Genomic DNA, 12922 nt, shown 5'->3' on the forward strand with positions numbered 1-12922 from the left:
TGATTAAGATTTGTGATTGGTTATAATTTTTTCTGCCTCTTGTTTTATCATGGTATCAAGCCATTTATGCATCGAAATGCCCAAAATTTCGCGTGCTTTTATTGCAAGCTCTTTCGTTTCAACACTTACTCCTTCCAGATTCCCTAAATAACGTGTTCGCAAAGTTCCACCACGTGGGCCAGGAATTTCATAATCAAAATTAGCTCGAGGTTCGCCTTCACCGACAGTAAAGTCACATACAAACCCTGCACCTTCCAAAATCCAATTTAAATTTAAATTTCTTGCTTGCACTGGTAAATCATTAAGCAAAATTTCGTTTGCGTAATGAGAATTATGATTGATAAGAATTTTTGCAAAATTTGTATTTCGGAGCCAAGGGGATAAACTCAATCCACCAAAAACAATTTTACCGCCGGTTTTTGTAACCCTTACCATCTCAGCAATCGCTTCTTTGTTATTAGAATAAGTGTTCATACCTACTCCACCAAAACTATAAACAGCATCAAAAGTATTATCTGAATAAGGCAGCTTGCTTGCATTGCCTTGATGCACTTCAATTGGCAAATTAATCTCTGATAATTTTTCTTGACACACCAAAAGCATATCACGTGAAATATCTTGAACCTGCAACATTCCTTTTTTTGATAATCTTTTTGCAATCAAAATTGAGTCGCGACCGGTTCCTGCATTGACTTCAAGCACATTTGAATCCTGCTTCAAATTCAACTTATCAATCATGGAATTTCGCACTATGGTCTCATCTTGATAAAATGTTTCAAATGAAAGGTGTTGAAATTTATCGTATTCTTTAGCTTTATTTTTAAAAAGATTTACTGCATAAATGTTTTTTTCACTTTCGCTATAAATTGTAAAGTCGGGTATTCCGTCCTTAATTTCATATTTAGTTGATGCTGACTCTGATAAGAGAAAACCTTCTTTTACCATACCGTCTATGATCTCAGATTCCCCAGAAAGGCGAAGCTTCTGATAGGTTGCCGGACATCTATAGTTAACTATATTTTCTATTTTCATATTTTCTCTTTAATTAATTCGTACCAAAATAAATCGTGCCATTTATTATTTTTTTGAAAAGCATCGTGCTCTTCTCCATATTTTTTAAAACCCAATTTCTTGCAAATGCTACTTGATTCCAAATTATTGGAAGCATGTGCAATAATTATCTTGTGCAAATTCAACTGTGTAAAACCAAAATTCAGAACCAACTTACTCGCTTCTGTCGCGTATCCTTTTCCTTGATAGGCAGGGCTAATCCAATATGAAAGCTCAGCTCTATTTAGTATCCAAGTACGAATGGTTCTTTTAATATCTATTAAAGAAACAAATCCAATAATTTGTGTATCCACACATACACACCAATGATATCCTTTATCGTTTTGTTGAGCGGAAAGTAAATTCTCTATTAAGGTTTCAGTTGTTTCAATTCTTGTGTGAGCCTCCCATGTTAAAAAAGTAGTTAATCGTTCATCCGACATCAAATCAAATAATGCCGAAGCATCAGCCTTGGAGGGCGTCCGCAATGTAAGGCGATCTGAATGGAGCGTAAAATTCAACATTTCGCTGCTATAAGGATGAAAAACTTGAGATGCGTAAGAATTGCTTACTAGTTAACTTTATTGCTTTAGAAGACTCCGAAATAACTACTTGTCCATCTAAAAGATCTTTGGTTACCAAAGTATTTGCTCCTAAAAAACATTCTTTACCAATCTTTACGCTATGACCCACTGTTGCATTCATAGCAAAAAAGCAATTGTTTTCGATATTAACATTTCCTCCAATGCTTGCACAGGATGTAAACCAAATGTGATCTGCAACTTGTGAATGATGTCCAATCATCGCACCTGACCAAACAAACACATCGTTACCAAGTTCCACACAAGGGTGAATGATGGCAGGTGACATAATAAAACAATTGTACCCGTATTTTGTATTTTTTGGAACATTTGCCATCGGACTAATAATTGAAACAAGTTGATATCCTTTTGCCAATGCTTCATTGCATTTGGTTTCACGCAGGCGATTCATATCGTGATACCCAATGGCTACAAACATATCATAAGATGCCGGAGCATGGGATTTTTCAATTGTTTCGAAGGGTACGACCGGTAATCCCAAAAAATTAGTTTGGCTTATGTATTTTGAATCGGTAGTAAATGCAGCAACTTTATATCCACACTCTTCCACGGCATAGTAGTATATTACTTCGGCTATTTTGCCGGTGCCAAAAATCACTATTTCCTTTTTACTCATATTCTTTCAGATTATAAAAACGTGCTCGTGATTTGTTTCGCACATTTACTTTACAAGTTCTTTAATTTTGTTTCTATCGATTTTACCGTTGCTGTTTTTGGGTAAAACATCTAATATGGTGATGGTTTTGGGGAGCATATAAAGCGGCAAAATCATTTTCACATCTTGCATAATTACAGCTGTTTCAATGGCGGTATTGATGCTCACATAGGCTTTAATAAAACCCAATTCCGGTGACAACCTTTCGTATACTACACCCACTTCGTTAATGTATGGTAAGGAACTAAAAGCTGCTTCCACTTCTTCCAGTTCGATGCGATAACCCATGTGTTTTATTTGGTTGTCCACCCTTCCCTTAAAGTGAAGGTAACCATTTTCTGACCGCTCCACTACATCGCCCGTTTTATACATGCGTTGTGCATACTTTTTTGTAGGATTTTGAACAAATGATTTTTGGGAACGTTCCTCATCATTGTAGTAGCCTAATCCCACACATGGTCCGGTAAGTGCAAGCTCGCCTAAATTAGGATTGGAATCCTGTAAAGGTAAAATCTCATATCCAAAATTTGGCGCCATAAAACCCAATGGAGCCAGTTCGTTCATATTTTCAAAATCACTTTCCGAAATAATATAGGATGAACAAATGCAAGTACATTCAGTAGGTCCGTAAACATTGAATAAGGTAATTCGTTCACCGAATAAAGTAAACAATTGCTTCAATTTATTTTTAGGAAAACCCTCACCGCCAAAGGAAATGCGCTTCACCGAAGAAAAATCTGCTGCTGTTAAAGCTCGGTTAGTTAGTAAATAAACCAACAAGCTAGGAACCGAAAACCATATCGTACACCTCGAATCATTAATTGCCTTTACCAATGCCCGCGCATCTTTTGCAACAGTGTGACTAATCGGAACCAATGCTGCTCCATTGTAAATAGATGTATAAAAATCAAAAACCGAATTATCGAAATAAATTGGATTTACATTCGTGAAAACGTCAGCTTCAGTTACTTCAAAAGTTTGCTTGCCCCATTGAATAAAATTTAACACATTGCTATGGCTCATAACTGCTCCCTTAGGGAAACCGGTGGAACCGGAGGTAAACATTAAGTAAGCAGGATTGGCGCCATGCACCGAGAAGGACTCGTTTAAATTTTCCTTCGAAAAATTGCTGATGTCTTTGCGAGTTTTCTCTTCTCTGATGTTTAGCGATTTTACAGCAGGATGTGCCTTTTTTAGTTCCGCTTCAAAATGCAATCCGCAGTCATCAAAACAAATAAAACTTGGTTGACAAGTTGTAAGTATTTTATCAATTCTTGCCCAAGGGCTGGTATAATCAAGGTTGGTATAAATAATTCCGGTTTTCAAACAGGCTAAAATCAAGGCATAACCGTATTCCGATTTATCATTAAAAATGGCCAGTACATCTCCTTGCTTTACTCCATAGCTCAAAAGTAATCGAGCCAGCTGATTTGAAAGGGAATTTAATTCGGAATAACTCAGCTCCTTCCCGTCCGGAAATCGCAATGCTGTTCGTTCAGCATTTTTTTCGGCAACTGCATAAAACTGCAAACCCAGGTTATATTTATATGCCAGCGTATCCATAACTTAAATCGTTAATCCACCATCCAAGGCTAAAATTTTACCATTAAAATACTCATTTTCAATAATAAATTTTGCCGCCGATAACAATTCAGTCAAGTCACCCAACTTTGCTAAAGGCACATTTTTTTTCCATTTATCCAACATGTGTTCATTCACACTTTCGCGGGTTGATGGAGTATCAAAAAATCCGGGAGCAATACATGCACAGCGGATTTTGAACATACCCAACTCTTTGCTCCATGTTTTGGTTAAAGCCTCAACCGCTGCTTTCGAAGCGGAGTAAGCGGATTGTCCCACATTTCCTTGAGCTGCAATTGAACTAATATTGATAATAAGGCCTTTTCCTTTAGAAGAAATTAATTGATCGGCAAAATTTACGCCCATGTAAAACACCGCATTTAAATTTACATCGATAACTCTTTGCCAGTTAACTAAATTGTGCTTTTTATCAGGCCTCGATAATAAATTAATCAAGGGTTCACTGTGTATAATGCCGGCATTGTTGATGCATACATTTGCACCACCTTGCTCTTTAAAAATTTTTTGCAGGGTGACTTGCACTGTTTCCGGATTGGTGATATCACAATGTAGGGCAGTGATGTTTGGCACAGGAGACAAAGCATCCAACAATTCTTTATTGTTATCTATTATGAAAACATGTGCAACCTGTGTTGCCAGATGAGTGGCTAAAAAATTTCCAATCCCTCGCGCTCCGCCTGTAACGATAATACGTGCATCCGACAAATTCATTATACTTCTTTCCCTTTTGAAATAATTACTTTTTTTATGTCCCCAACCGTTTGCATGGCGGCTATTTCATCACCTGTTAGTTCTATGGCATAGTCCTCTTCCAAACGGGTAATAAAAAACATGTGTGCCATGGAGTCCCACTCCGAAAAACTCATCAAGCGTGTTTCGTCCATCATTTCAGATTCCTTTGCATTGAAAGACTCTTTTAAAATTGTATTCAGTTTCATTTTTTGTTTTTATTGAACGCGGTAAACACTGTTTGAGCGGATTAACGCGGATTATTTATCAAATCAATTCGTATTGATTCAACATTACTTTAATTTGCTCTTTATTATTAAACATCAGCACATCAATAATGGAAAGCCAAGGTATAAATTCTTTACCAAACTGTGCATATTGAATGGGTTGTGTTTTTATGAAATTTAATGCTATACCATTTTCTTTAAACAAGTCCTTGGAGTAGAGTTCTTGCCCACCAATTGGATTTATGTATTGTGCTGCTTTTTCTTTCTTACAAATTTCCAGAATTCTTTCTTGCCCTTTTAAGTGCGCTGCTTCATATATAACAGCCGATTCAACGAGTATAGTCGTAATGCCCATATATGTATTCAGCCTGCTTAAGCTCGCAACAATTAAGTCTGAAATTTTACTTACCTCTGCCGTAATAATCTCTTCAATTAGTGCATATACTGGTTCAAAATAGGGCGCCTTTTTATAAGCTTGTGCAATAGTTTTTAAAAAAGTACTGCGCCATTTTTCATCTTCAGATATATAAATTTCATTAATCAGTTTATTCTGGCTGGCTTCCTTTAGAGGAATCGAAAAAAGATTAGCTTGATTGTTAATCAGGATATTATTTCTGTTAATCCAGCCTTTCTTAATGAAATTAACATCGTCATACACCACAAATTTATCAACTGCCCCAATGAGTTGAAAATAGCCAATGTAGGGAAACAAATAAGGTTGCATGACTGCTAATTTTGTCATCAAATAGTTGTTTTAATGAGGATACAAATCTTCTCTAAGTCAGCCTCTGCTAATCCCACATACAAGGGCAAGCACATTACCCGTGAAGCAATGCTTTCAGAAATCGGCATCTGTTTACCCAAGCTAAATGAAACTGTATTGAGAGATGGATTGAAATACCTTCTTGGAACAATTTTATTTTCTATGAGTATTGCTTCCACCTTTAGCAACTGTGCTTCACTTTCAAAAATCACCGGATAGTAACTGTAATTCCATTCAGTACCGGTTCTAATTTTCAATTTCTTTAACGCGGGTAATTGCAAATTTTGTTCGTAATAATCAACCACTTTTTTACGTTCGGCCAAAATAAAATCAAAATGATTAAATACTGCTAAACCCATTGCTGCTTGCAATTCTGATATTTTAGCATTGATGCCTAAGCCATAAAATTCGAGGTTGTTTTTGTGGCCAAAATTATGGTGGTAAAATAACTTTGCATGCAATTCAGCATCTTTACATATAAATGCTCCTCCTTCACCACAGTGAAATAGTTTTGTGGCATGAAAACTACAGGTACTCACATTGCCAAAATCCAGTACTGACTTACCTTGATAGCTTACACCAAAAGCGTGGGCAGCATCATAAATTACTTTCAGGTTGTGTTTTTTTGCAATGCTTTCAATCGCTTCTACATGGCAAGGATTTCCAAATACATGGGTAACCAAAATAGCGGAAGTTGCCGGAGTAATTGCTGACTCAATAAGGGTTTCATCCACCGTAAGGTAATCGGGATGAATATCTACAAAAACCGGTTTGCAATTTTCCCAAACAATAGAAGCCGTGGTGGCAACATAACTAAAGGGTGTTGTAATAATTTCGCCTGTTAAATTCAGCGCTTTAATTGCAATCTGAATGGGCAAAGTACCATTTGTAGTCAAGGTAATATTTGATATACCTAAATATTGCTTGAGCTTTGTTTCCAATTCGAGCGACAAGTCCCCTCTGTTGGTAAGCCAACTTTTGTCCCAAGCTCTTTTCAGAATGGCTGTGTACTCCTCTAAGGGAGGTAAAAATGTTTTAGTTACCGGAATCATATCATGTATTATTTTCCCATTTAAAAGAGGGTCGAATGTTGCCTGGTTCACGTCCCATGTATTGGCCTAGCGCTCTGCCTGAATCGACAACCGTAAAACTCATAATATCCTTTTCAACAAAAATAGCGCTTCGTTTATCTTCAATAATAAAGATTGAGAGGTAATAGGTCCCTGATTGAAAAAAGGATTTTGGGAAGATACATTTCATTCTATTATCACCAGGTTTTAATCCGCTAACCATAGCATTTGAAAAAGAGAATAATGCTTCACCCATATCGTTAAACAAATGATATGTAATATGATATCGATCAGGGTTTTTAACATGTATCTTAATGTCTGTCAATAATTCAATTTCTGAATTTTCTGTTAATGGATCTTCGTTTGTCTGATGACTGTTACGCAGGCTAATCTCATTTAATGTAAATTCAGTTTTATGATAATCTAACCCGAATGTTCTTTTATTTTGTGTTTCGGAATCACCCTTCAAATAATAACTAACAGCAGAAGTAGCGTTACCAATGAATTTTGTTGTACCGTGCTCCAAAACTATCCCATTTTTACAAAGCGATTTTACTGCGGCCATATTGTGGCTCACAAAAAGCACGGTTCTTCCTTGCCCTTTGCTGATATCACTCATTTTGCCCATGCACTTTTTTTGAAATTCTGCATCTCCCACCGCAAGAACTTCATCCACAATTAGAATTTCACTTTCCAAATGCGCTGCTACAGCAAATGCCAAGCGCACATACATTCCGCTGCTATAGCGCTTTACAGGAGTATCGATATAACGTTCAACTCCACTAAAATCAACTATCTCATCAAACTTGGAACGGATTTCGGCTTTGGTCATTCCGAGAATGGCACCGTTTAAAAAGATGTTTTCTCGACCTGATAACTCCGGATGAAAACCGGTTCCAACTTCCAATAATGAGGCTATTCTACCTTTAGCTTTGTATGTTCCTACTGAAGGTGTGGTGGTACGTGACAGGATTTTCAATAAGGTTGATTTTCCTGCACCATTTTTTCCGATAACACCCAATAAATCGCCTTGCTGCACTTCAAAATTGATGTCCTTTAATGCCCAAACAAATTCTGAACTGCCCTTAGTAGTGCGGTCATTGGCTTGTCCGAGTTTTAAAAAAGGATCTTCTTTGCCGCGCATTTTTGCCCACCAACGATTTAAATCGTGTGAAATAGTGCCGGTACCCACACCTCCCAAACGATAGAGCTTTCCTAAATTTTCGACCTTTATAACTGCGCTCATACTTAATTTAAACGTTATCCATGAATGACTTTTCCACTTTATTGAAATAAATTATTCCAACAATCAGAATAACGATTGATACTATTCCACTATATGCCAAATGGGTATAATTTAATGATCCGGTTCCCATAAAGGCATAACGAAAAGTTTCGATAATGGAGCTCATTGGATTTAAGGATAACACGAATTGTTTTTTTGGAGATAATATCGACATAGGATAAATTACCGGCGTGGCATACATCAGCAATTGCACCCCAAAAGCTACCAAGAAGCGCAAATCACGGTATTTGGTGGTCATTGAGGAGATAATAATTCCTGAACCCAATCCTAAACAAGCCATAAAAAACACCAATACCGGCAACAACAAAATTGCATTGTTGATGTGTAAGTTAGCCCCATCCAAATTGAAATAAAAGTAAAATGCAAGGAAGAGTAAAAATTGAATTAGGTAAGTAACTAATGAGGATATTACAATGGATATAGGTACAGCCAATCGCGGAAAGTATACCTTGCCAAATAACTGGGCATTTCCAATAAATGTGTTGGATGTTTTATTTAAACAATCGGCAAAATAATTCCAGCCTACCAGTCCCGAAAGGTAAAACAGCATTGGAGGTACACCGTCGGTTGAAATTTTTGCGATGCTTCCAAAAATAATCGTAAAAGTAATGGTAGTTAATATCGGTTGAATGAGAAACCATAAGGGTCCAAGAATTGTTTGTTTGTAAACACTCACAAAATCTCTGCGTACAAACAGCACTATTAAATCGCGGTAACGCCACAATTCACGTAATCGTATATCCAATAGACTCACATCCGGCTTTACAACCAGTGTCCATTCCTCCGTATCGTTTGTTTGTTGCGACATAAATTTTAATAGCACAAAAGCGGGTGAATTACCCTTCTTTTTAAGCGGCTGCAAATGTAACAAAATTAATCGCCAAAACAAGTGATGAAAACCGCACAACTAGTGTTTAAAGCTGCACTCGTTGAATGCACAAAAATGCGCATACAGTTGCCTATTCAAATAGCTTCTCTGCCATCTTTTGAGCTACTGATTTTTCCATGTTGTTATGCACAATTGGAGTGGGTGTAGTTTGAAGCGAAGTAAGCATAAAACTTTCTAAGCTTTTTATGGAATTGATGTGATGAATTTTTTCCTGATCAGCATATACCAGCAACGATTTTTCACTAAATTCGAAGGTTACAGAGGGTATCCCAAACCAACTCGCTTGAAGTGAAACGGTTGAGGCAAAAGAAATAGCCAAATTAGAATGAAGCAGCAAATCGAATAAGGCCGGGGCTGATTTTTCCTTAAAATTGGGAAGCAAAATCATGCGTTCATGGCTAAACGGAATGCTATGTTTTTCGCCCGGATGAAGCCGCACCAATACGATTAAATTAGCATCCTTGGTTAAACAATCCAACAAAAGATTTTCAACATCAATTTGCTCCATATAGTAGGTCGGGGAACTAAAAAGTGCAATTACTTTTTTTCCCGCTAATAATCCCTTCCATTGCTCTAAAGTACCAGAATACACATGTTCCCTTGCAATATCCTCCATTAAATGCCCGGTTATGGGAAAATTTTGTTCAGATTGATTTGAAATGGATGCGAGCATTTTTTGCATACGAACATCGTGCATAAACCAATATTCAAAATTGGTAAAACTGTTAATCAAATCTTTGGTTTTAGTACCATTCATAAAGTTATAACTCTTCACTTTGTGCATTTTCGCTACTAATCCGGATACAATACCCTCACCTTCATTTTCGCTGGCGCAAAGTAAAAATCCACGTACACCATTTTGTGCTAATGCTTTAAATTCACTCATTGCGGTAATTTGTTTGCGCTTGGTAAAAAGCAACAGATTTAAAAACCGAATCTGACAGTTGAATATACTTTTCAAAAACTTGAATGAATCACCCATAAAAAAGGCATTCTCATAGCTTAATGTGGAACATTTAATTTTTTGCAGTTGCTCGTTTGCTAAAATTTTTGACGGCTGCTGTGCAAGTGCCGACTGGTAGATTACTGCCCTAGTTCCTAGCACGTCAAAGAGTTTCCCAAAATAAGCAATACTCACAACTGAATTTACACGCACGGCGAGTTTACCCTTAAGCCCTTCCCCATTCAAAATGCCTTTACACCATTTTACAGGTTGAAACAAATGCAGTAAAAATTTAAAATAATCCATCAGCGGATTATTTTTGGCATCCAATTTAATTATGGTTGTTGATTTATTGCTAATCTCAAGGCATTTTTGTTCAATTAAATTATCCATGATTAAAGACCAATAAACATCCTTTAAAATGGCTTGCTTTAAATCATAAGATTGAAATTGAAAAAGCTTAGGATTGCGCTGTTCGAGGCCATCTAATTGCATTTTTACTTTATTCCAAGCATAATTTTTTCCCTCCGAAGTAAGCTTACTGGTATCATGCAATTTAAAACCCATGAGGCTTGTTTCGTCAAGCTGTGCATCCATCATGTGAAAAACCAAATCGCTTACACCTGCAGCTTTAGCTCTAGTTAACACCACAGCATTTAGTTCGTAAGAAGTCCCAACTTTCATTCCTAAAATCAAATTTATTGGAGGGCAAAATAAGTACTTTATTGCTCCGGATTTGCTTTTTTTGTTTAAAAAATAGTTATTTGCGCTATCTACCTTATCGATTTAACAATCTCCGAAGTGCTTTTTAACACCGCGAATATTACCATATTTATTTGTTTACTACTTATTAATCTGAGTGTTATACTGCTTAGCAATAGAAAAAGGCGATACGGACTTTTTCCTGCAAAATTGTTTTTGTTTCTTTTTGTATTACTGTGGATAGGCAAAGTTGTAGTCTATTTTTATGTCGATAAAAAAGTACAGGATGTGCGTTTTAGTGAAATACAAGTTTTGAGTAATTTTAAAAATTACAATTCAGGAGCGAATAATTATGGATATGTTGGAAAGGGATTAAAAACGAGCAGTATTCGTTCTATTTTTTATCTTCGATACATAATTCGTATTACAATGATACAATCTATAATTGCCACCCTGCTTTCGCTTTATGGTTTGATAGCTGTATTTAAACGAAATGAATTTTATCTTAAAATGCTTGCATTGCATAGCCTTGGCATGCTTTTTTGTTTGGGCATGGAACTAAATATTGTGTGATTCAAGGAATAACTTGACAGCATACTAAAAAACAAGTTTTTACTAGCGAATAAAAATGTTAGAAGATATATTTAACATACAAAACCTTCTTATTTTTTTGGCTTTGGTATTGATTAATTTACTAATGCTGCGTTTTAGTAAACGAAAGCGTAAGTATGGCATATATCCATCCGGTGTATTTATTTTTTTGTTCGTTGCATTTTTAGGAGCCGTTGTTTATCATCTCGCAAACGATAAAAGCGATCGAACAAAGCTTCCCGGGGAAGTTGTAATAAATAAAACCTATGGGAAACCAAAATATCAAGCCGAATTAAAACGTAAATTATATGTAAAAAATGCTTCCTATGAAGTAAGTAATTTGACGCGCTTTATGCATTATTCACTTCGTTTTTCGACAATCCAATCCATAATTGCTTTATTCTTTGCATTTTTTGGACTTATCTCCGTATATAATCGAAATGGATTTTACTACCGCATGATGGTTGTTCACATACTTGCCATTATTATGTGTTGTATTACCGAAGCGAGTATTGTTTAACTTGTAGCCGCTAATACCTTTGCTTTTGCTTCACCAAAACCAACTCGTATTCCATCTTTTTCGCAATAACCTTTAATGATCACCGTATCCTGGTCCAAAATAAATTTGCGTTCAGTTCCATCGGGCATTGTAATTGGCTTAGTGCCGCGCCAGGTAAGTTCCAACATGGAACCATAGGAATCGGGCGTAGCGCCACTTATGGTTCCGGAGGCATACAGGTCGCCAATTTGCATGTTGCATCCGTTACTTGCATGATGCGCCAATTGCTGGTTCATACTCCAATACATGTATTTAAAATTGGAAGTACTTACTACCATTTCATCCCCTTTTTCGGGTTGAAGAATTACTTGTAAATGAATGTCGATATTATTGTTACCTGTTCCTTGCAAATAGGGCAATACAGACGGTTCCTGTGTAGGTTGAGCAACTCTAAAAGGCTCTAAAGCTTCCATGGTAACAATCCAAGGAGATACAGTACTTGCAAAGTTCTTCGCCAAAAAAGGTCCTAAGGGAACATATTCCCAAGTTTGCATATCGCGCGCGCTCCAATCGTTAAAAAGCAACATTCCAAAAATATACTCATTTGTTTTATCCATTGGAATGGTTTCTCCGAGTGCCGTTTCCTTCCCAACAACAAAAGCCATTTCGAGCTCAAAATCGAGCATTTTTGTTGGACCAAAAGTTGGCAATTCCGCATCAGCTGCTTTGGTTTGGCCATTAGGGCGATGAAAATTTGTTCCTGAAACACAAATGCTGGAAGCCCTTCCATGGTAACCAATAGGAATGTGTCGCCAATTGGGCAAAAGTGCATTCTTTGGATCTCGAAACATAGTCCCCACATTGGTTGCATGCTCAATACTTGAATAAAAATCGGTGTAGTTGGATACTTTTATCGGGAGTTGCATATCAGCCAGGGTACTGTCTTTAAGCACCTGCATTTGGTGCGCTTCATTTGCTTTTAATTTAGATGAAGCATCACTGAAAAGTTCAATTAGAATAGCTCTTATACGATTTGTTTTCTCTTTTCCGAGTGAAATAAAATCGTTTAAATAACGATTTACAAAAACCGATTGCTCAATTCTTAATTCACTAAAATAGCCCAGTGAATTTAATGCCGCTAAATCGATCACATAATTCCCAATTATTGAACTTGCGTGATACGCACCGGTACTTGATTTGCTAATTCCAAACGGAATATTATGAATGGTAAAATCACAATCCGCCGAATATGGAATCCAGCTTGTATGTGGAGATAAATGTGTATTGCTCATTA

General features: G+C 36.7%; 14 protein-coding genes. 2 read left to right on the forward strand and 12 right to left on the reverse strand.

Features of this window, described 5'->3' with window-relative positions:
- Positions 1 to 3 precede the first annotated feature (3 nt).
- The 11 genes from IPP32_15195 to IPP32_15245 all read right to left on the reverse strand — a co-directional run bounded on the left by IPP32_15195 (position 4) and on the right by IPP32_15245 (position 10520).
- Complete coding sequence (locus IPP32_15195) at positions 4 to 1032, reverse strand: class I SAM-dependent methyltransferase (GenBank protein MBL0049431.1); 1029 nt, start codon at positions 1030 to 1032, stop codon at positions 4 to 6.
- On the reverse strand, positions 1029 to 1574 hold the full coding sequence (locus IPP32_15200) for a GNAT family N-acetyltransferase (protein MBL0049432.1): 546 nt from the start codon (positions 1572 to 1574) through the stop codon (positions 1029 to 1031). Before IPP32_15200 ends, IPP32_15195 begins: the two co-directional genes overlap by 4 nt.
- Before the next feature lie 7 nt (positions 1575 to 1581).
- Positions 1582 to 2268, reverse strand: coding sequence for an acetyltransferase (locus tag IPP32_15205; protein ID MBL0049433.1), 687 nt, complete (start codon positions 2266 to 2268; stop codon positions 1582 to 1584).
- A gap of 45 nt (positions 2269 to 2313) precedes the next feature.
- Entirely contained in the window at positions 2314 to 3870 is a 1557-nt protein-coding gene (locus IPP32_15210) for an amino acid adenylation domain-containing protein (GenBank protein MBL0049434.1), read from the reverse strand.
- Between the two features lie 3 nt (positions 3871 to 3873).
- Entirely contained in the window at positions 3874 to 4620 is a 747-nt protein-coding gene (locus IPP32_15215) for an SDR family NAD(P)-dependent oxidoreductase (GenBank protein MBL0049435.1), read from the reverse strand.
- The gene (locus IPP32_15220) at positions 4620 to 4847 is read right to left on the reverse strand and encodes an acyl carrier protein (GenBank protein MBL0049436.1); all 228 of its coding nucleotides are present in this window, start codon (positions 4845 to 4847) and stop codon (positions 4620 to 4622) included. Before IPP32_15220 ends, IPP32_15215 begins: the two co-directional genes overlap by 1 nt.
- A gap of 58 nt (positions 4848 to 4905) precedes the next feature.
- Entirely contained in the window at positions 4906 to 5607 is a 702-nt protein-coding gene (locus IPP32_15225) for a WbqC family protein (GenBank protein ID MBL0049437.1), read from the reverse strand.
- Complete coding sequence (locus tag IPP32_15230) at positions 5607 to 6680, reverse strand: DegT/DnrJ/EryC1/StrS family aminotransferase (protein ID MBL0049438.1); 1074 nt, start codon at positions 6678 to 6680, stop codon at positions 5607 to 5609. Before IPP32_15230 ends, IPP32_15225 begins: the two co-directional genes overlap by 1 nt.
- A gap of 1 nt (position 6681) precedes the next feature.
- Entirely contained in the window at positions 6682 to 7944 is a 1263-nt protein-coding gene (locus IPP32_15235) for an ATP-binding cassette domain-containing protein (GenBank protein MBL0049439.1), read from the reverse strand.
- Between the two features lie 7 nt (positions 7945 to 7951).
- Positions 7952 to 8812 carry an ABC transporter permease gene (locus IPP32_15240; protein MBL0049440.1) on the reverse strand — a complete coding sequence of 287 codons (861 nt, stop codon included), beginning with the start codon at positions 8810 to 8812 and terminating at the stop codon, positions 7952 to 7954.
- 151 nt (positions 8813 to 8963) lie between these two features.
- Positions 8964 to 10520 carry a hypothetical protein gene (locus IPP32_15245; protein MBL0049441.1) on the reverse strand — a complete coding sequence of 519 codons (1557 nt, stop codon included), beginning with the start codon at positions 10518 to 10520 and terminating at the stop codon, positions 8964 to 8966.
- Positions 10521 to 10637: 117 nt separating this feature from the next.
- Between IPP32_15245 and IPP32_15250 the strand changes: the two genes are divergently transcribed.
- Complete coding sequence (locus IPP32_15250) at positions 10638 to 11111, forward strand: hypothetical protein (protein ID MBL0049442.1); 474 nt, start codon at positions 10638 to 10640, stop codon at positions 11109 to 11111.
- Between the two features lie 55 nt (positions 11112 to 11166).
- Positions 11167 to 11649, forward strand: a complete 483-nt coding sequence (locus IPP32_15255) for a hypothetical protein (GenBank protein ID MBL0049443.1) — start codon at positions 11167 to 11169, stop codon at positions 11647 to 11649.
- On the opposite strand, the gene fahA is transcribed toward IPP32_15255, so the two are convergent.
- The gene (gene fahA, locus IPP32_15260) at positions 11646 to 12920 is read right to left on the reverse strand and encodes a fumarylacetoacetase (protein ID MBL0049444.1); all 1275 of its coding nucleotides are present in this window, start codon (positions 12918 to 12920) and stop codon (positions 11646 to 11648) included. The two genes, IPP32_15255 and fahA, sit on opposite strands and share 4 nt — an antisense overlap.
- Between the last annotated feature and the right edge of the window lie 2 nt (positions 12921 to 12922).

The sequence above is a fragment of the Bacteroidota bacterium genome, from assembly GCA_016721765.1.
In the GTDB taxonomy this organism is placed as follows: domain Bacteria; phylum Bacteroidota; class Bacteroidia; order UBA4408; family UBA4408; genus UBA4408.

Bases quoted from the DNA above. Each gene is read 5' to 3' on its own strand.
- IPP32_15245 (MBL0049441.1), bottom strand. From the start codon at position 10,520: ATGAAAGTTGGGACTTCTTACGAACTAAATGCTGTGGTGTTAACTAGA.
- IPP32_15195 (MBL0049431.1), bottom strand. From the start codon at position 1,032: ATGAAAATAGAAAATATAGTTAACTATAGATGTCCGGCAACCTATCAG.
- IPP32_15230 (MBL0049438.1), bottom strand. From the start codon at position 6,680: ATGATTCCGGTAACTAAAACATTTTTACCTCCCTTAGAGGAGTACACA.
- IPP32_15235 (MBL0049439.1), bottom strand. From the start codon at position 7,944: ATGAGCGCAGTTATAAAGGTCGAAAATTTAGGAAAGCTCTATCGTTTG.
- fahA (MBL0049444.1), bottom strand. From the start codon at position 12,920: ATGAGCAATACACATTTATCTCCACATACAAGCTGGATTCCATATTCG.
- IPP32_15240 (MBL0049440.1), bottom strand. From the start codon at position 8,812: ATGTCGCAACAAACAAACGATACGGAGGAATGGACACTGGTTGTAAAG.
- IPP32_15210 (MBL0049434.1), bottom strand. From the start codon at position 3,870: ATGGATACGCTGGCATATAAATATAACCTGGGTTTGCAGTTTTATGCA.
- IPP32_15220 (MBL0049436.1), bottom strand. From the start codon at position 4,847: ATGAAACTGAATACAATTTTAAAAGAGTCTTTCAATGCAAAGGAATCT.
- IPP32_15255 (MBL0049443.1), top strand. From the start codon at position 11,167: ATGTTAGAAGATATATTTAACATACAAAACCTTCTTATTTTTTTGGCT.
- IPP32_15225 (MBL0049437.1), bottom strand. From the start codon at position 5,607: ATGACAAAATTAGCAGTCATGCAACCTTATTTGTTTCCCTACATTGGC.
- IPP32_15215 (MBL0049435.1), bottom strand. From the start codon at position 4,620: ATGAATTTGTCGGATGCACGTATTATCGTTACAGGCGGAGCGCGAGGG.
- IPP32_15205 (MBL0049433.1), bottom strand. From the start codon at position 2,268: ATGAGTAAAAAGGAAATAGTGATTTTTGGCACCGGCAAAATAGCCGAA.
- IPP32_15200 (MBL0049432.1), bottom strand. From the start codon at position 1,574: ATGTTGAATTTTACGCTCCATTCAGATCGCCTTACATTGCGGACGCCC.